Below are 17661 nucleotides of genomic sequence, written 5' to 3' on the forward strand. Positions count from 1 at the left end.
CGCAAGTAGGCTAACATGGTAAATTTTTAAGCATCGCTTTCGGTATCCTCAGTCATCTTATATTTTTAACTTTAGTGTTTTTTGTATATTTAACTGCTTTTGCAGTCTTTTTGCTGCCGGTTTTTACTGCTTTCTTGTTTATCTCTGTATTTTTAACTGACGTATTTTTCTTCCTTGATACTTTTGTCTTTTTAGCTGACTTTATATTTTTATTTTTCTTTGTTTTCTGAGATACTTTTGTATGCTTGATTGTACTTGTGTGTTTAACTGCCGATACAGCATGAGAAGAACTGCCAGCTGTACTTCCTGTAGTATTTGCCAAAGCTGAAAACGGAGAAACAAGCAAAGCTGAAATCAAAGCCGTCGCAATTGCTTTTTTGAACATTATTACACCTCCAAATGTGTTTAAATTAATTATACCAAAAAAATGTATAAAGTTTGTAAAATATTTGTTACCGTTTTGTTAACGCAAATATCCAATTTTGCACCTTTTGCGAAAATTTAATTTTTAAGTTCGTACTGCGGTATTATCTTTTCATAATCTGTCCAGTGCGGAGACTCTGTATATTGTACATCCTGCACTGTCTGATATGTTGTTGTTGTCTCCCAGTGTGAAGTATCCTTCCAGTATCCCGGTTGATCCACTACTGTTTTCCAGTAGCCTGGCTGGTCTACAACTGTTTCCCAGTAACCCGGCTGATCCACTACTGTATTATATTGTCCCGTGTGTATTTTAACAGGAACAAATATAAGATCTATCATACTTCCATAAGAATAATGGAATATTGCATTTGGAACAGAAAAAATATCTTGCATACCATACACTGCAAATCCTGTTAAATTTCCGTTTATATATGTTGCATCTTGTATTAATGTAACTCCATTTGGAAATATTATTAAAGACGAATTACAGTAGTTATAAAAATGAAAACCATTAGGATATTGGTAATAAGTATCATTGGTAACGTATATAGTATAATAACCAAGTCCAATACCTCCAAAACCGTAAGCATACCAGTAATAACGACCATACCAATAATTGTACTCCTGAAAAAAGGGCACATATTTATCCAATAATATTTCTTCCTGATGCGTTACGGGAGGAACCCATACCTGATGAGTTACAGGAGGTACCCACTCCTGATGTGTTACGGGCGGTACCCATTCCTGTGATTGTACCCATACTACCTGAGCTACCGGTACCTGTCCCGTTACTGCCGTGTATCCGCCTTCATATACCCATTGCCTCGTTAAACTTTGGTTTGTACTGTTGTCCTGCATTATTGCAGCACCAGATACTCCATTGCCCTGTGCAGGGACATAATTAGACCAGCCGGAACTCTGTATGTTTGAATCGGGTACAGGAGTTAAATTTGATGTATCCGCAAAGGCTGATATGGAAAACAAAAACAGAAAAACAATCACTGCAACTACAAATGTTCTTTTCAAAAAACTTCACCTCCTTATAAAAAAATCACACCCTGCAGGGTGTTAATATCTTACAACAGCAATTATTTTGTCATCTTTTACAAGCATTCTTACAACGTCGCCTGCTTTAAAATCATCGGGGTTGTATTTTTTGATGTTTTTAAGGTTGTCAATAGTCTGTTCCGTTGTATTTTGTGTTGCAGAATAAAACTTGCCATTATTTAACGTAATTCCGTCATTGTTTGCTTCTTTTACAACGTCTATTATTTCAGTCCCGTCTTTTTCTTTTGTTTCTTTGTGGCCTGTATAAATCACGAGATATTTTTTATCACCTGATGAAACAACATAAGCCTTATTCCCTTTTTTAATATCCGAAACATCACCTGCTGCAATAATTGTATCATTGAGATTTATCTTGTTATTTCCCACTGTTACTTCACTGCCTTTTACCTCTTTTATTTCCTGCAGCTTTTGTGTCTCAATCTTTTTTGTCTGTCCGCAGCCTATTAAGCTAAAAGTCAAAAGTGTTATTAAAGCATATACCACATATTTTTTCATTACCATTACCTTCCTTTCTATTTATTTATTTTTTTAAGTGCTGCTCTTCCCTCTACGGAAAAAATTACGTAGTTATTTCCCGGTTGGACATCCTGTAGTTCGTAGTGAGATGTGTCAACCCACTGAGGAGAGTAGTATTTAATAGGCATATTCTTGGGAGCAATCATACCGACATCCTGCCAGTTTTGCCCATCTGAAGAAAGCTGCCATGTTTCATCAGTGTGAAGAATCACGCTCCCGTTTGGATCTGTTATTGAAGCTATAAATCCTCCGGGATTGCCGGGAACTCCGTTTACTTCAAAAGAAGAAGCCGGTTGCCCATTTTCACCTAAATTTATTACATACGCTTTTACTTCATGTGTACCGGCAGGCAGCTGAACAGTTACTGAATATTTTGTCTGCCAGTCGCTGCCTGATAAAATCTGTTTACCATCAATATATAGAGTAAACACATTATCGGCTGTTGCATTTACTGTAATAGTTTGCGCCTGCTGCAGAGAAAAATCTTTTTTAAACCAGTAAGCACCGACATTTTCAACACCCCATATCCATTTTGCATTGTTGTCTGTCCAGTCTTTTACATGATTGCCCCACAGCCCTGTACCGTATACATTAACCGATTGATTGTAAGCTGTTTGAGGTACATAGTTGTTTGTGTAGTACCCTGACCTCACTAAAACCTGTCTTTTCCCCGGCAGAACAGGTTCTTTGTATTTTGTCACTACATTTCCTGTAATTACTAAGTAGTTACCTTCAACATGTGCAGAGGCATTCTGTAAAGTATATCCTTTGGACTTAAAAAAATTTATAGCTTTATCCGATGCTATCTGCAGTAAATTTGCATCTATTTGCCCTGTTGAATTTAAAGGTTGTGATTGATATTGATATATTTCCCAGGCTGCTTTATTTGCTGCCTCGTCTGCCATTTCGTAAATACGGCTCCGTTCTAGAATAAGGAATGTAGTATTGGTATGGTACATATAAAGCATCAACGCTATTACAAAAACAAGAAAGAAAAATATAAACGCTGAACTGCCTTTTTTATCCTTCAGAAGTTTTTTCATGGTCTTTCCTCCCATATTTGACTGCTTGAGCCGTAAACCGTTTTAGTCTGAAGTGGAGAGAAAAACTGCGGTACGGGAAAAGAAACCTGAACTGTTATCGGATCTCCGGGATTGTTGGGTGTCTGTATCATAGTAACCTGAACTTTGTCTTTCCATCCCAGAATAAATCCGTTCCCGAAGTTTTGAGCAGTCTGAACTGCCGTTGCATAAGGCATAGGACTTCTTGCTGCCGATCTTGCTGTTTCAAATGCTGCCTCATTTACGGCAAGTTGCAAAACTCCAAGTACAGTAAGCTGAAGGGCCATTGCAAATAAAAACATAAGAACTGGTATTAAAGAGGCAGCTGCAACATATTCGGAAATTCCTTTTTTGTCTTTTAAAAGCCTTTTAATCAAACCCAACACCTCCTAATAAAAAAATAGGGGGGAAATATCTTCCCCCTATCCTTTGTTTATTGTCCCGATGCGACGCTTTGAAACATGGTTGACATAGCATTTAATGTATTGTTCCAGAGGTTGGATATTGTAGTTCTTGCCTGCGGTATTGCAAGAACTGCTATCCCTGCTACAAGCGCTAAGAGTGATGCAACAGCAACATATTCATTTAATCCTTTTGTGTCTCTCTTTAATTCTGCTAGTACTGTCATCACTCTCTTGTAAATGTTGAATGTGAGCATATAAAACACCTCCATTAAAATGGTATTCAATAAAAAAAGGACATATTTAAAAAGGGTATGTCCTTAACGTCCAAATATATTTGAAAAGCTTACTATAAACGGGAAAACTACAAACACAATAAGAGGAATAAAAAAGCCTATAAGTACCGGAATTGCTATTACGTTATCAAGTACGGATGCTTTTGCTGTCTTTTCGTTTATTCTGTCTTCTTCAATGTCTCTTAAGAGCTCTTCAAGCTGCTCTGCAAGGCCCTGAGACGTTTCTGAAGTCTTTATGAGTATTTTTACGGCACGCTGAAAGTATTTGCTCAGACTTTTTTCTGCAGCTTCTTCAAGGCTCAAAGAAAGAGCCATACCAGCATCAGCTTTATACAGCGCTTCCTGTATTATTTCTTTCATATACCCTTTTTTGTTTTCTACAATGTACCTCATTATGTTTTCTACGGGCATTCCTACAGAAAGGCCTGATACAAACGTTTCAAGGATGGCAGGAAGTTCATTGTCTGCCATAAGTCTCTTCTTGTATCTATTAACGGTATCTCTGTAACTTAGATACATTATAAAATTCAAACCGACAGTTAGTGCTAAAGCAGGTTTAAAAAGAGCAGAATTTAAAATAAAAAGAGTTAGTAAGAGAAACAAAGAAAAGCCTAGTATAAGAGAAAAAAAGGAAAACAGCTCAGCGGCAGAGGTTATGTTCATAAAAAGTATTTTAATCTTTCCAACAGCCTTTATTTCTCTATCTATTCTCGAAAAAAGATCTTCTCCAGTCATTTTTTTAATTGTTTTTTCTTGCAAAAGCTTCATTTTTTAATCTCCTTTCTTTATATTGAGCTTATTTGTTTATCAATGGCTTTAAATACAAGAACTGTAGTTATTATATAGCTTAAAATTATATAAAGAAGTACAAATTTTCCTAGTGTTGTGGAAAATGCATCCGCATACATTTGCCCTGATGTATAGGTTGAAAGCATTAAGAGAATTGTAATCGCAATTATCATCACTATAGTGCTTTTTGTGCTCTTCATAAATGAACTTATTTTGTTGTTCTGCCTTATTCTTTCTTTTATTTTGGTAGACATTTTTTGGCATATATCTGCCGTGTTTGCTTTCATCTGTCCCGCAAATACCATTGAGTCCACCCATGCCTCCACAAGAGGACTTCCTGATTCTTTTGCAAAATCTTTCAAGGCTTCATATAGGCTTATTCCTGCATCAACTTTTGCTACAATCTTTTTGATTTCATCTTTTAAAGGATTTTCTGTGGTATCTATTACCTTTTCCAGAGCATTTACGATGTTCCCAGATATTTTTAAGTAGTCTGCTATATCCTGAACAGCTTCACCAAACTGTAAATTAAATTTAACGTATCTTTTTTGTGCAATTTTTTCAAGGATGAGAGGTACGGATATAAAAATTAAAGCAGGAGCTAAAAATGCCCATAAAATTTCATTTTTAATAATAAAGAAGGCGAATAAAAATGCATTTAGAATAAGCAAAATCAAAATAAGATTTTCAGCATCAATCTTTTTAATTCCCGCTCTTTTGAGAAGAATGTCAAAGTTATTCAGCACTCTCCCAAAACCTAAAGTTTCTAAAGTGTTAAATTTCCTCTCTTTTGGTGCTATGAGCTGTCTCTCCATTTTCCTTATTATTTCTTGTTTTTTGTACTCTTTTAGCAGGTACAAAAACATTATGATGGAAAAAGCACTCAAAGCAGTTATCAGTGAAAGCAGCACTATCAATTTATACACCTCACTTCCTGCTGGTTTAACTTATTTTCCTGAACAGAAAAAGAAGGTTCAGGCAGTTTTAAATTTTCTCTGTAAATTTCCAGAATGTCATTTTTTATTATTTTTCTGTACGCAAGTTGACGTCCTCCTCCACCTGTAGAAGTAGAGGATTCCCTGTATATGATATATACAGAGCGGTTGTGTTCTGCATCAGAGCATACATTTCTGCTGCTCATCATCTGCTCACACGTAAGGCTGCGTCAATCAGCCCACCTCTCATGGTTCGTTTCCCACCCATGAGAGCAACTGCACTGTTACCATGCAGTCAAGAAGCTATTCCGCTTATCGCTTTCGCTATATTTCTCGCTGCATTAGCATCTATGTGTCTTATACTCCCGCAGAAAGGACATTTGAACATTCTTCCTTTCGGTCTTGACGTAAATTTATGTCCACATACGCTGCATATCATGCTTGTATTGTCTTTGTTCACATATTCTACTTCTATTCCTGCAAGTATTGCTTTGTATTCTATGAACTCCTGCAACTGATAGAAAGACCAGCTCTGAAGACTTTTGCCATTATCCTGTCTTTGTTTCTTTTTTTGTTTCATCTCCCATCTTGCCCCTGTCAGATCTTCCATTCTTATTTTTGTTATTCCCTGCTCTTTCGCAAAGTCTATTACTGCCCTGCTAATCTTATGGTTAATATCAGTTACAATCCTGTGTTCTCTGTCTTCTGATTCTTTCAGTTTTTTATACGCTTTTGCCTTCATAAGCCTGCTCCGCAGGCTCTTGAAGTGTCTGCGTATATATGCAAGTCTTCCTCCTGAAAAGAATAATGTCTGCCCTTCCGTTTCTGCAACAAGTATGTTTATCAGTCCTAAATCTATTCCTATTATTTTTTCTCTTCCTTTTGGCTTTTCTTCAATACTTATTTCTATACTTAAATGTATATACCATTTTCCACGTCTCTTTACCAACATTGCAGTGCCTTGTTTTACTTCACCGTTAACCAGTTTCTCAAGATAGTCATTCTGTCTTTCACTTGTCTCAATCGGAACACCTATTCTTTTCTCCAATGTAGGAAATGATACTTTCCAATTGCCGTTTTCTTTTTCTACCTTGAAATTCTGGTTGTTGAAGTTACACCATAATCTCTTGAAATGTTTCGGATCTTTCTTTGCATTAATATCTCTTATTGCCTGTGTCAATACTGCTGATGGCAACGGTTCAGAGTACGCTTTTGCCTGTCTTGATGTTTTAGGTCTATCCTTCTTCTCCAGTGAGATATATTTATTGGCAAAAGCTGTTACTCTATCAGTCATCAACTGATACATCTTCTCTTTTTCATGTGTAGGTTTATACAATTTCAGTTTTATTGTTATTATCTGTGTCATCATTTTCACCTCCTTCTTTTAGGAACACAAAAAAAAGAGAGACCGTATTTATGATCTCTCTTTTGCTGATTTATCTCCTACTTGCAGAGATAGGAGTCTTCTCGGTTATTTCTGATAAAGTACACACTCCTTTGATTTTTTTTTATTTTATAAAAACTCTAAGGCTCTTTTAAGCTCTGAAATGTTAAATTGCATAAAAAAAAAGAGGCAGTTAACCTGCCTCAAAAGAAAAACAAAACTTTTTACTTACCTGCTGCAAGGTTTGTAAACATGGTTGACATAGAACTCAATGTATTGTTCCAGAGGTTGGATATTGTGGTTCTTGCACCGGGAATTGCAAGAACTGCTATCCCTGCTACAAGTGCTAAGAGTGATGCAACAGCAACATATTCATTTAATCCTTTTGTGTCTCTCTTTAATCCTGCCAGTGTTGTCATCACTCTCTTGTAAATGTTGAATGTGAGTTCATTGTACATATAAAACACCTCCTAAAAAAAAATGGTTTCAATAAAAAAGGACATACTTTTGAAGTATGCCCCTTTTTCACCACTTAATGTATTTATAATCGAGAATGTAGTTTCCTTTTTCATCAATACCCCTGAGCTCTGCAACTTCTTTTACTGCACGTCCTATTACATCACCTTTTTCATCTTCTTCAAGACCTATAAATACAAGCACATCAATTGCTTTTGAAATAAGCCTTCTTATTGTTCTGTCATCTATGTTTTTGAACTCTTTTATGAGCATTTCAAGCTTATCCAGAGCCATTTCAACATTGTCAGCATGTATGGTTGTAAAAGATCCTTTATGACCGCTGTTAAGAACATTTATAAATGTATATGCCGATATTGGCGTTCTTATTTCTGTCAAAATGATTCTGTCCGGGTTTGCCCTTAAACAGTCATAAAGTATGTCCTCATACGTAATAGCTTTTGCTCCTTCTTTTTCTTCCCTTGTTTTAAGATAAAAAACGTAAGGAAGAGGCAGTTCCATCTCTCTTGTGTCTTCCAATACTGCTACTATGTGTTTGGGCTGAATGTAATATGTCAGAGCATTTGTAAATGTGGTTTTGCCTGCTCCCGTTTCGCCTATAACAACAATGTTTCTCCTGTTCCTGACACACATCTTGAAATATTCTGACAGGGTGCCTCTGAAATTTTCTTCCTCTTTAGTGCGCTTTTTTATCATTTCTATTGTGCCTATGCTGTCATTTAACCCCCGCAGTCCATATATGAGTTCGTCAAGGCTTTTATTCAAGCTTGTATGTTTTCGTATAATTACATAGGGTTCCAGAGCTTCCGGGGGAATTATTACTTTTACACGGGAGCCGTCATAAATCTCGGCGTCCTTTGACGGCTCCGCATAGGAAATGTTTTGCCCTGAGTTTGCTATTATTCTTTCGTATATTACTCTGACTTCTTCCATGCTTGCAAAACCGTTTTCGTCATCATATTTTATTCCGTTTTTTACATACATCAGCCTTGTCCCAAAGCTTATTATGTCCGTTACTCCGTCCATTTTGAGGTACTTTTCGAACGGCCCAAGCATGTACATTTTGTTGTATACTTCTTCGGCAACAGAGTAGAGATTGTCAAGGTAGTGTGGAAAATTCTGTTCAAGATATTTTCTTACTTCCAGCCTCAATAATCCCTTTAAATCATTTGTATTTTGATTTTGATAGTTTAACATTTGAGGCCTTACTGCATTCACTATTAAGTCTACATCTATTTTTCGAGCAGTATTTATTAGCTTGGAGCGTTCTGAGAGGCCCATGAGTTACCACCTTCTATTGTAAAAGATTTTGAAGTTCCATAAATACCTTCTTTCTCTTTTCTTCTTTTTCTTGGTATTCCTCAATCGTCTTCTGTAGTTCTATTATTTCTTCTTCTTTTTGTTTTATTATTTCTTCCTGCATCGATATTCTTCTTTCGTATATCTCTTTGTTTTTAGCAAGGATATTTTTAATTTCAGCAAGAATTGGCTCAAATTCATCTTCATATGGATTTTTACAGGCTTCCGGTTCCTGTTCTTGAGAAACTTCAAAAACTTCCGGTTGATTTTGTTCCGATACTGAAAATTCATTTCTTAATTTTGTTTTTTCTTCTTTAAACATATTTTCACCTTCTTTAACATTATTAATCAAAGCATCAATTATTTTTCTAGGATCTATGGGGTTTCTGTATATGTCATTAATTCCAATTTCTTTAGCAGTTTCTATAAGACTGTAATCTGAGTCTCCCGCAAGGAGGATTATCTTTTTTCCTGCAGAAATCAGGCTTTTAATATAATCCTTATTTGAAATATATGAAATTATCGCTGCATCACATTCCGCAAGACTGTTCACCGCCTCAAAACTTGATTTGAAAATGTCATCAAGGTCTTTGTAACCAGTATTGATATAAACTTTCATGGGATAATGTTCACTCCTCTCGTATAATATGATTGTAATTCACATCAAAAATTTAATAATAAACACATAAATTAAATCCTTAAAAACCATTTTTACCCTGGTAAAACAATCTCATAATTAAATCTCTCATTTTTTATTTAAATGGTCCTTTGTCTCTGATAAACTTAAAAGTAGAAGGTCCCTTTTATGTTTACTGAGGTATTTTTGGCTCACTCCTGTGGCATGCTGGTAAATCAGCATCACCACTCGAATAAGACTGAACCTCTGGAGTTATTTGAGTAATACATACTCGTTTGTTGTGCCTCTTTAGCTTATCTGTCCATCGCTTGAGCATCGATGGTCAGGCACCCTATAAGCTAAATCTGAGCACTAATCACGGCGAGGGTGTATTACAAATAACTCTCAGAGACAAAGGACCTTCAAAAAACTTTTTACAAAAAGGAGCGTGAATCTACCATGAGCTCTACACTTATCGTTGGCATTGATATTTCAAGTGAATTAAATGCTGCTTCTTTTATTGATGAGACCGGCAACCGCTTAGTGAAAAAAACTTTCTTCTTCCCTAATAATTTGGATGGCGCTCAGCAGCTTCTAAACTTTACTATCTCTCTTGCTCAACAATACAATATTTCATCCATTAAATTTGGCATGGAAGCTACTTCACACTATGCCTGGCATTTGCATACTTTCCTAGCTTCTTCTCCTGAACTTGCTCCCTTTAATCCTCTATTTTACGTCATCAATCCTTCTATCATTAAATCTTTTAAAGGCGCTTATATACATCTTCCTAAAACAGACTCCATTGATGCAGCTGTTATTGCTGAATGTGTAAGATTTGGACAGGTCAAACCAACTCCTCTCCCAGACTTGAGATACGCTGCACTGCAAAGACTTACTCGCATGCGTTATCATATCGTCCGCAGCTTGGTCCGTGAAAAAAATCGAGCCCTAAGCCTTATTTCTTTCAAGTTCTCAACCTATCCTTCAGAGTGCCCTTTTAGCAACATATTTGGTAAGGCTTCCTTAGCTATCATTGAAAATTTTACTCCTGATGATATTGCTTCCATGCCTCTTGATGACCTGATCGACTTTATTGTGAAAAACGGCAATAACAGACTCTCAGACCCTACTCAAATCGCCAAAACTTTAAAAGCTGCTGCTAACAGAGCTTACAGGCTTCACCCTGATCTTGCTGAAGCAAACGACTTAGCTCTTTCTATGACACTCGAAAATATTCGCTTCCTCGAATCTCAACTTAAAAAGCTCGACGGCGAGATATCAAGACAGCTTAAAGCTTTTTCTCAAACTCTAACTACTATCCCCGGTATTGGAGACGTCCTTGCTGCTGGTATCATCGCCGAAATTGGTGATATTAAAAGGTTTAATAACGAGGCTGCTGTTGCCAAATATGCTGGCCTCATCTGGAATAAATACCAATCAGGTAATTTCAATGCCCAGGATACTTCTTTGGTTAAGTGTGGTGATCAGTACCTGCGATACTATCTTGTTGAAGCCGCTAACTGTGTTAGGGTGCACACAGTGAGGTTTAAAGACTACTACAACAAGAAGTATCGCGAGGTACCTAAACACCAACATAAACGTGCCCTCGTCTTAACTGCTAGAAGATTAATCCCTCTGATCTTTGCAATGCTCAGCAAAGGTCAAATATATCAAGAAAGAGGTGTTGCTAGTATTTAAATACTTTTTTGTTAAAAATTAATAAGGAATTTAGTTCTGGAACTTCCAATACCATTTATTGGTATATTGGAAGAAGGGTATCTTTTTGTCTTTTTGCCCTTTAAATGTCTCAAAAAATTTTTAATTACCCCCTTGACATTTTACCGTTTGTCTCGTATATAGAACACTTGTTAACTTTTCTGTAACAAAGTATCAAATTAACGAGGACTTATTGTGATTTTTTTACCATCTATATGAATTTCCACATAAAATAATTTTTGAGCCCATTTATCGGATATCAATATTACATTATCTTTCACAATCATTTCATCTAATAGCACGTATTCTTTTTTTATTGTTGGTTCTTTCTTCATAGTTATTTCATTCAATAAATTGAAGTCTCTTTTACTTATTATCACTTTTTTGTTTTTATTATCTATTACAATTATTCTGCTGTGTTGATTATCATAAATAATCAAAAGAGAATTTTCCGGGTCATTATAAATTTTGTCTTCAGATATGCCTGATGCCATTGCCACGAAATCTGCAGGAAGATAAAGCTTATTATCAACAATAACAGGTGCTGTTTTAAGGGCTATTGTGATGTGTGAACCATTCGCAGGGATAACTCCCAGTTCAGCCCTGGATGAATCTATCCAGACGCAGCTGGAAGGCTGGTAAGCAAAAAAATACGCCAGACCGGCAAAAATAAAAGTAAAAAACAGTATTGTTTTCAATTCAGAACTATCTTCGAAAAATTTTTTCGTTTTTTGGGTTAAAATATTGAGATTAAACATTAAGAACAGCCCCTCTCTTCTAAAACTTTATTTATACGTTCCTGCAGGCCTGGTGTTATCTGCCATTTGTCTACATACTCCACAATTTCATCAAAGTATTTGGACGGCAGAAAATCGTAGCTCATAACATTGTATCTGTTTTTGAGTTCTCCCCAGATGGCATTGTACAGGTACCTTGATGCTTTTTTGTATTCGGGTGTTCCCGGTGCTAGGTAACTTTTCACTTTATCTCTGACATGTTTTGTAAGCTCTTTTTTCTCAACTGCATCCAGATATACACGTTTGTCAAGAATTTTTTCTACGTTTAAAACACGGTCTTCCATGCTGTCAACTTTCATGTTGATGTCCTTAACTTTTACCGCAATTCCCGCTATGGCTCTATTGGCATTGATCTGACTTTCTGCAAGCTGTTCTATCAGTTTTTCATAATCTGTATTTATTACATCTGCCTTACTTCTTTCTGCTAATTCCTGCATTATTTATCTCTCCTTTCTAAATAAATTACATTCGTGCCTTTTATATTGCCTTCTATGGCCTGTCTGACGTCATCTACCCAGCGCTGTACAGTTTCTACCTGTTCAAGCCATTTTTCTTTCTCTGTTCTGCTCAGCTTCATAAAATGATCTCCAAGATATACTAAAGGCGTTACTTCTTTTAAAAATTTGTTAACAGTATATTTGAAATCCACAATATCCAGAAGTTCTACTGGATTCGCTCCGTGAAGATTTTCAATATGATGTTTAAAGGCCTCAAGTTCCTGTTCTTTTGATTTATATTCGTTATATAGCTTTTCATACTGCTTTTTGTAACGTTCTGCTTTTTCTTTTAAATTTACATAATCAGGTGGTTCTATAACTTTTTCTATTATTTGAGGAGGTTGATTTAAAAGTGCTTTTTTCTGTTCTTCAAGATAATTGATGTGATTTTGGAGCTCTTCTATTTTATGTTCTGCTTCCTTCAGCGCCTGCTTCATCTCTTCGTAGTCGTCAGGAACTGCTGTTTTAGGTTCTATATTATTGAGCCGTTCTTCCAGATGTATTTTCTGCTGTTCCAGATTCTGTTTCTGCTTTTCCAGTTCATAAATTTTGTTTCTCATTTCTTCTATGTTTTTCCGGAGTTCCATTATTTCATTTCTGCTAAGTTCAGTTAAAGCTTCTCCAAATTGCTGATAAAGCTCTTTTTGCTCCTGTGGCTCAAAATATGCAAGCTGCTCTCCGACTTTTGTTGTCAGTTTGCCTTCTTCAACAAGTTTTTGTAATTCAGGTATTAAGTCATTGAGTTTTTTAAGTTCACGTAACCTTCTTTCTTTTAAACCCATTATTTCAGCAAGATCTTTTTGGGAAATACTGGTTTGTAATTTGGCGCTGAGTGCCGAATTATTATCCATAATTTGTAATTGGTTTTGCGGTTTACCTACTTTTATTCCATATATCCTTTCCAGTTCTATTACACATCTTGCCAGCTTCATGGGATTTAAATTGCCTATGCCTCTCTGTCTTAAGTTTGTCTCAATTAAATCTTTCAGCATCCAGTCCTCTTTTGTTAATCCATTTCTATCCTCATATGTTTTTATTTCACACGGTACTTCTTTTAAACCTATTTCTTTCGCTGCTTTTAGCCTTTGGTTGCCTGATATAACTATATAGTCCTGTGTTACTATGAGGGGTACTATTATCCCGCTTGTTTTTATGCTTTCTACAAATTCCTGCCAGCGCTCCCCTTCTATGTCGTCAAAAAACTCTCCGTTGCGTGGATGCTCTTTTAACAAATTAATATCTACCATTTGCATAAAAATTCCTCCTCTTTGATGTTGTTTCCAAAAATAAAAAACAGGTATTAAACCTGTTTAATTCTATAATGCTATATTTTTCAGTTCATCATCAAAAAGGTTTTCTTCTTCTTTGAGAAGTTCCAGCACTTTTTTTGCTATTTCTTTTGGCCTGACATTCTAAAAAGAAACATTAAAAAACTCGCAATGCTTTATCGTAACTTTTTTACCATTTTTTATAATACTCACTTTAAACAGCTTGCTTAACCAGTTTTCAGACATTAATACTGTGTTATTTTTTAAAATTATTTCATCTGAGAGATTAAACTTTGTTTGATCTATTTTTATTGTTTTTTCTTTGCCGATTATATAAAGTATTTTTTCGTTGTCTTTGTTATCTTCGTTAGCAATAATTGATCCATTGTTTTCGGTATTTTTAATAGAAATAACCAAAAGTAAATTTTTGGAATCAGTAAAAATTCTATCTCGTGATACCCCGGCTGCCATGGCTACAAAATCTACCGGAAGATACAGCTTACCATTTATAATTTCAGGAGCAGCTTCAAGTTTTACCGAAGTATATGCCGGTTTATCAAAATAGTGATTTCCCAATTGGGCTTCTGTAGAACCAATCTCCATGAAACTTGGATAGTTACAGGTGGAATGCATACCAGAAAGAGCAAGAAAAATCCAAAAAGGAAGCATAAGAAAAAAACTGTATAACAAAAATTGTTGAAAATCAAATTCAAAAGAGGTTTGATATTTTCTGCTGCCTTTTTTTATGTTTGCTAATTTTGCCTTTGACATAAAGTTTTCCCCTTTTGCATATTTTTTGGTTTCATATACACCGGAATATACTTTACTTAAAAAAGAAGCAGGGACATACCTAAGTTGTCAATTCTCAAATTAAATCTCCAAAGATTTTCAAATTATAATGGCATTTTTTAAGTGCATAAAAGTATTTTTTCTCAAATTATTACAGCCTGATTAAAAATTTTTTTCACTTTTTAAGAGCATTACCGCTAAAATATGTTAATATCTGTTATTGGCAATTTGAATTAATTGAGGTATAATAAAAAATGAGAGTAGCGAAAGCTACTACTCTCATAAACTGATTTCATTTTGTGCCTGGTATATTACTTCTTCATCTATTTCTCTTAGCCTTTTAGAATACGCATAGAGTAAAGAAGCTGTTACCAGGTTATTTATTATCCTTGGGAGCCCTTTTGTTAGAGAATATATTGCCTCATATGCTGATGGTGTAAATATATCATCCATCACTCCAGCTATTTTCATTCTTGTTTTTATATAATCTTGAATTTCTTCTTTTTTTAGCCCTTGCATTACATACTTTATAGAAATTCTTTGCCTTAGTGCACTGTTTACATTCAAGGCTAGTTTGTTTCTTATGTGTGGTTGTCCTGAAAGTATCAATATATACGGGTTTTGAGAATCCATATTAAAGTTAAATATTATTCTCAAATCTTCAAGAACATCATTAGAAACCAGTTGTATTTCATCTAATATTATGACAGGAGTTATCTTCTGGCTGTAATAAAGTTCTGTTATCGCTCTTTGTATCTGGTGAAAGAGCGTTACTTTTTTGTATGAAGGTGTTTCGCCTAAAATCATAGCCAATGCTTGATAGAATTCTCTCACTGTGAGTGTAGAAAGGGCAAAGTAACATGGTTTAAATGTAGAACGATTGAGGCTTTCAGCATATCTTCTTAATGCGGTAGATTTGCCTGAATCGGCCTCCCCAACAACAAGTCCTATACCCCTTGTTTCTTGTAAATATTTTAGCCTGGCATTTAATTCAGCAATGTCTTCACTTATGTAAAGGTCGTTTACACTTATCTCTTTAGAAAATGGATTAAATTTCATTCCAAAATATTGGGTAAACATTGTAAACACCTCTTTTTTTAATCAATGATATCATTAAAGGATATTACTGGGGAATTAGGTTTTGCCGCAAAATCCACAGTATCTTCATTTTCGCTTACAACCTTTCTGTCTTCGATATATTCTACAGGAATTTTAGCATTATCATGAAAATTTACCTTATACGCTTCCCCTACTTTTTTGCCTTCATGAAAAAGTAAAAGGGGTGTATTATCCTTAAGCCACTGCGGGTCATATCTGACTTCTAAGCGCATACCTTTAAACTTTTCTTCTGTTTCATAAAGTATATTTTCCACTTTAAGTGTAGCATCTTTGTTTACTTTACGATTTACTCTTATGAGAAAACATTCATTCAACATATCTATGTCACCACACATATTTACCCTTGATATTTGAGACATGAAAAAATCTAAAGGACTCATGCCAATACTGCTGTGTTCTTTTCGGTTGTAATCCTCCTCCAACCATTTAAAAAACATCATATTAAGCTCATCTATACTCTTTATGGATGTAGGATCTATTGTGCTTAAAAATCTCATTCTCACCGTATGAAAGAATCTTTCTACTTTCCCTTTTGAATGAGGTGAAAAGGGCTCAGCATGAATAAGAGATGTACCTAGTGAAGCACAGATATAATCCAATTGAGTGCTTCTATATATCTTTCCATTGTCAGTGTAGAGCATTTTGGGTATTCCCCTTCTTAGCACTGCTTCTTTAAATGAGTCTCTTAAAGCTAAAAAATTCTGGGTATAGTAAAAGCGAGCATAGGTACACAGCCTGGAAGCATCATCTATATATGCAATAAGGTACGTTTGCCTTTTTGTTTTACCTTCTTTAATATATGGCCCATACATGACATCAGTTTGCCACAGTTCATTGATGTATTCATGGGAAAACCTCTTTGTTTTACCCTCTTTTTCTTTATCTAAAGATTTTACAGGAATGTTTTTCAAAAACCTATAGAATGTCGAAAGGGATACTTTATCCGGTGATATTATTCCCTCTCCTATCAATGTCTCATAAAGAAGTTTGTTTGGCATTTCAGGATGTTCAAGCTTCTTTTGCTTTATTTTCTCTGAAAGTTCAAAGTCTATCTTTCTGTATTTGCCTCTGTCGCTTCGATAACCCAGCTTTAACGCTTCTATACCGCCTCTTAAATACTGATATAGCCACCCTCTAAGTGTCTTGGGAGTATATCTTCTCATTCCAAGATAAGGTATCTCAATAGGTTTATCGGAAAGAGCATCAAAATATTCTTTCTGATTTTTTACCTGTCCGTTTAGCACCGGACTTATCAGTGAAAATCTCTTTAATGCTATAGCTTCTCTCGCTTTTTCATCAAGCATTTATATGTTCCCACTTCACTTTTTTGATTTCTTAATCGTAATTTTAGCTCATACCTGGGGGACATTAAAGGAAAAAGTTATGTTGCTAAGAAAAAATCAAAATTTTTATTTAAATCTTTCGGATTTAATGCTAAAATTATGTGAGAGAGGCCAGAAATGATTTTTGGCAATGAGCATAAAACCGTTGGGAGAAGAGTGGTACAAGCTTTAATTTCCAAAATCTCTCTGGCCCTCTCTCTTTGTGAGTCAGTCTCAGATAACTTTATGTAAGGGTCTATTTGCCTTAATCCGTATATGATAAAACTTAAATTATTCATTATCCTTTTGGTGTAAAAATATATATGCTGTCTTGAAAATAGTATGGTGGGAAAGTTTCTTTTTAAGTCACTTATGAAAGAACTGAGAGTTTTTTCTCTTGTAAGTGTCTCTTTTAAAGACTTTACAATCATATTGAAAGAATACTGAAAATGGGGAAGACAGAAATCAGGAAGGTAGGAAAGAGTTCTTTTACACACAGGACATATATATCTTCTTATGGCTATTTTTATACAGTTAGGTCCATCTAAATAGTAACGGTAATAAAACCCGTGCTTTTTTAGTTTTACTCTACACTTGCAATCGGGATAAGGACATCTATCTGGTGGGTCAGGAAAATTGTAATCTTTACCTTTATGTAAATATTCTTCAATGTTATCAACATGGAAAATTATTTGCATAAGTAACCTCTCCAATTAAAATTAATGCTAAAGGAATCTGAAAAAATTTTTTTAAATTCCTTTAGCATTAATTTTATCACAAGATTATTTAATCTGAAAAATTTTATCGGTTTTGGGCTAAATTAATTTGAGAAATGACACTAAGTGCCTCTGCCTTTTCTTTAAAAGTTATGTAAAAAACAGGTATTGG

General features: G+C 35.2%; 20 protein-coding genes and 1 pseudogene. 1 reads left to right on the forward strand and 20 read right to left on the reverse strand.

The annotated features are described in order from the left end of the window. Nucleotides 1-52: 52 nt before the first annotated feature. From THYS13_RS06615 to THYS13_RS06675, 13 genes are all read right to left on the reverse strand, one after another. Nucleotides 53-385 (reverse strand): hypothetical protein, encoded by a 333-nt coding sequence (locus THYS13_RS06615; RefSeq protein WP_042833689.1) that lies wholly within the window; start codon nt 383-385, stop codon nt 53-55. Between the two features lie 116 nt (nt 386-501). After that, on the reverse strand, nt 502-1449 hold the full coding sequence (locus THYS13_RS06620) for a hypothetical protein (protein WP_042833690.1): 948 nt from the start codon (nt 1447-1449) through the stop codon (nt 502-504). Between the two features lie 42 nt (nt 1450-1491). Next, nucleotides 1492-1986: a hypothetical protein gene (locus tag THYS13_RS06625; protein ID WP_042833691.1), complete on the reverse strand. Its 495-nt coding sequence runs from the start codon at nt 1984-1986 to the stop codon at nt 1492-1494. Between the two features lie 17 nt (nt 1987-2003). Continuing rightward, nucleotides 2004-3050 (reverse strand): hypothetical protein, encoded by a 1047-nt coding sequence (locus tag THYS13_RS06630; RefSeq protein WP_042833692.1) that lies wholly within the window; start codon nt 3048-3050, stop codon nt 2004-2006. Then, nucleotides 3047-3451 carry a TadE/TadG family type IV pilus assembly protein gene (locus tag THYS13_RS06635; RefSeq protein WP_042833693.1) on the reverse strand — a complete coding sequence of 135 codons (405 nt, stop codon included), beginning with the start codon at nt 3449-3451 and terminating at the stop codon, nt 3047-3049. Before THYS13_RS06635 ends, THYS13_RS06630 begins: the two co-directional genes overlap by 4 nt. Nucleotides 3452-3501: 50 nt before the next feature. Next, nucleotides 3502-3726 carry a hypothetical protein gene (locus THYS13_RS06640; protein WP_042833694.1) on the reverse strand — a complete coding sequence of 75 codons (225 nt, stop codon included), beginning with the start codon at nt 3724-3726 and terminating at the stop codon, nt 3502-3504. A 63-nt stretch (nt 3727-3789) separates the two neighbouring features. After that, nucleotides 3790-4533 carry a type II secretion system F family protein gene (locus THYS13_RS06645; RefSeq protein ID WP_042833695.1) on the reverse strand — a complete coding sequence of 248 codons (744 nt, stop codon included), beginning with the start codon at nt 4531-4533 and terminating at the stop codon, nt 3790-3792. Between the two features lie 17 nt (nt 4534-4550). Then, nucleotides 4551-5480, reverse strand: a complete 930-nt coding sequence (locus THYS13_RS06650) for a type II secretion system F family protein (RefSeq protein ID WP_042833696.1) — start codon at nt 5478-5480, stop codon at nt 4551-4553. Beyond that, nucleotides 5468-5695, reverse strand: coding sequence for a hypothetical protein (locus THYS13_RS06655; RefSeq protein ID WP_065214132.1), 228 nt, complete (start codon nt 5693-5695; stop codon nt 5468-5470). Before THYS13_RS06655 ends, THYS13_RS06650 begins: the two co-directional genes overlap by 13 nt. 89 nt (nt 5696-5784) lie before the next feature. Further along, nucleotides 5785-6855: an RNA-guided endonuclease TnpB family protein gene (locus THYS13_RS06660; RefSeq protein ID WP_042833698.1), complete on the reverse strand. Its 1071-nt coding sequence runs from the start codon at nt 6853-6855 to the stop codon at nt 5785-5787. A gap of 242 nt (nt 6856-7097) precedes the next feature. Then, nucleotides 7098-7331: a hypothetical protein gene (locus THYS13_RS06665; protein WP_042833699.1), complete on the reverse strand. Its 234-nt coding sequence runs from the start codon at nt 7329-7331 to the stop codon at nt 7098-7100. A 67-nt stretch (nt 7332-7398) separates the two neighbouring features. Then, nucleotides 7399-8628, reverse strand: a complete 1230-nt coding sequence (locus THYS13_RS06670; protein ID WP_042833700.1) for a CpaF family protein — start codon at nt 8626-8628, stop codon at nt 7399-7401. 13 nt (nt 8629-8641) lie between these two features. Beyond that, nucleotides 8642-9265, reverse strand: coding sequence for a hypothetical protein (locus THYS13_RS06675; protein WP_042833701.1), 624 nt, complete (start codon nt 9263-9265; stop codon nt 8642-8644). 456 nt (nt 9266-9721) lie between these two features. On the opposite strand from THYS13_RS06675, the gene THYS13_RS06680 reads away from it, so the two are divergent. Continuing rightward, nucleotides 9722-10963, forward strand: a complete 1242-nt coding sequence (locus THYS13_RS06680; protein ID WP_042833067.1) for an IS110 family transposase — start codon at nt 9722-9724, stop codon at nt 10961-10963. Between the two features lie 197 nt (nt 10964-11160). Here the strand turns inward: THYS13_RS06680 and THYS13_RS06685 are convergent, their stop codons facing one another. From THYS13_RS06685 to THYS13_RS06715, 7 genes and pseudogenes are all read right to left on the reverse strand, one after another. Then, nucleotides 11161-11739 carry a hypothetical protein gene (locus THYS13_RS06685; RefSeq protein ID WP_042833702.1) on the reverse strand — a complete coding sequence of 193 codons (579 nt, stop codon included), beginning with the start codon at nt 11737-11739 and terminating at the stop codon, nt 11161-11163. Beyond that, complete coding sequence (locus THYS13_RS06690) at nt 11739-12215, reverse strand: ORF6C domain-containing protein (protein WP_042833703.1); 477 nt, start codon at nt 12213-12215, stop codon at nt 11739-11741. Before THYS13_RS06690 ends, THYS13_RS06685 begins: the two co-directional genes overlap by 1 nt. Next, nucleotides 12215-13528, reverse strand: coding sequence for a ParB/RepB/Spo0J family partition protein (locus tag THYS13_RS06695; RefSeq protein WP_042833704.1), 1314 nt, complete (start codon nt 13526-13528; stop codon nt 12215-12217). The genes THYS13_RS06690 and THYS13_RS06695 overlap by 1 nt, the downstream gene beginning before the upstream one ends. Before the next feature lie 159 nt (nt 13529-13687). Next, entirely contained in the window at nt 13688-14314 is a 627-nt protein-coding gene (locus THYS13_RS06700) for a hypothetical protein (RefSeq protein ID WP_042833705.1), read from the reverse strand. 297 nt (nt 14315-14611) lie between these two features. Beyond that, nucleotides 14612-15412 carry an ExeA family protein gene (locus THYS13_RS06705; RefSeq protein ID WP_042833706.1) on the reverse strand — a complete coding sequence of 267 codons (801 nt, stop codon included), beginning with the start codon at nt 15410-15412 and terminating at the stop codon, nt 14612-14614. A gap of 17 nt (nt 15413-15429) precedes the next feature. Next, nucleotides 15430-16755, reverse strand: a complete 1326-nt coding sequence (locus THYS13_RS06710) for a DDE-type integrase/transposase/recombinase (RefSeq protein WP_042833707.1) — start codon at nt 16753-16755, stop codon at nt 15430-15432. A 136-nt stretch (nt 16756-16891) separates the two neighbouring features. Continuing rightward, nucleotides 16892-17471 (reverse strand): annotated as a pseudogene (locus THYS13_RS06715) (DUF6431 domain-containing protein). Nucleotides 17472-17661 lie beyond the last annotated feature (190 nt).

It is taken from the genome of Thermoanaerobacter sp. YS13 (genome assembly GCF_000806225.2).
In the GTDB taxonomy this organism is placed as follows: Bacteria; Bacillota; Thermoanaerobacteria; order Thermoanaerobacterales; family Thermoanaerobacteraceae; genus Thermoanaerobacter; species Thermoanaerobacter uzonensis.

What these genes read in the sequence shown, in the direction of transcription:
- THYS13_RS06625 (WP_042833691.1), bottom strand. Translation starts at nt 1,986, where the DNA reads ATGAAAAAATATGTGGTATATGCTTTAATAACACTTTTGACTTTTAGC.
- THYS13_RS06685 (WP_042833702.1), bottom strand. Translation starts at nt 11,739, where the DNA reads ATGTTTAATCTCAATATTTTAACCCAAAAAACGAAAAAATTTTTCGAA.
- THYS13_RS06680 (WP_042833067.1), top strand. Translation starts at nt 9,722, where the DNA reads ATGAGCTCTACACTTATCGTTGGCATTGATATTTCAAGTGAATTAAAT.
- THYS13_RS06630 (WP_042833692.1), bottom strand. Translation starts at nt 3,050, where the DNA reads ATGAAAAAACTTCTGAAGGATAAAAAAGGCAGTTCAGCGTTTATATTT.
- THYS13_RS06640 (WP_042833694.1), bottom strand. Translation starts at nt 3,726, where the DNA reads ATGCTCACATTCAACATTTACAAGAGAGTGATGACAGTACTAGCAGAA.
- THYS13_RS06710 (WP_042833707.1), bottom strand. Translation starts at nt 16,755, where the DNA reads ATGCTTGATGAAAAAGCGAGAGAAGCTATAGCATTAAAGAGATTTTCA.
- THYS13_RS06655 (WP_065214132.1), bottom strand. Translation starts at nt 5,695, where the DNA reads ATGAGCAGCAGAAATGTATGCTCTGATGCAGAACACAACCGCTCTGTA.
- THYS13_RS06665 (WP_042833699.1), bottom strand. Translation starts at nt 7,331, where the DNA reads ATGTACAATGAACTCACATTCAACATTTACAAGAGAGTGATGACAACA.
- THYS13_RS06660 (WP_042833698.1), bottom strand. Translation starts at nt 6,855, where the DNA reads ATGACACAGATAATAACAATAAAACTGAAATTGTATAAACCTACACAT.
- THYS13_RS06675 (WP_042833701.1), bottom strand. Translation starts at nt 9,265, where the DNA reads ATGAAAGTTTATATCAATACTGGTTACAAAGACCTTGATGACATTTTC.
- THYS13_RS06705 (WP_042833706.1), bottom strand. Translation starts at nt 15,412, where the DNA reads ATGTTTACCCAATATTTTGGAATGAAATTTAATCCATTTTCTAAAGAG.
- THYS13_RS06690 (WP_042833703.1), bottom strand. Translation starts at nt 12,215, where the DNA reads ATGCAGGAATTAGCAGAAAGAAGTAAGGCAGATGTAATAAATACAGAT.
- THYS13_RS06700 (WP_042833705.1), bottom strand. Translation starts at nt 14,314, where the DNA reads ATGTCAAAGGCAAAATTAGCAAACATAAAAAAAGGCAGCAGAAAATAT.
- THYS13_RS06670 (WP_042833700.1), bottom strand. Translation starts at nt 8,628, where the DNA reads ATGGGCCTCTCAGAACGCTCCAAGCTAATAAATACTGCTCGAAAAATA.
- THYS13_RS06615 (WP_042833689.1), bottom strand. Translation starts at nt 385, where the DNA reads ATGTTCAAAAAAGCAATTGCGACGGCTTTGATTTCAGCTTTGCTTGTT.
- THYS13_RS06645 (WP_042833695.1), bottom strand. Translation starts at nt 4,533, where the DNA reads ATGAAGCTTTTGCAAGAAAAAACAATTAAAAAAATGACTGGAGAAGAT.
- THYS13_RS06695 (WP_042833704.1), bottom strand. Translation starts at nt 13,528, where the DNA reads ATGCAAATGGTAGATATTAATTTGTTAAAAGAGCATCCACGCAACGGA.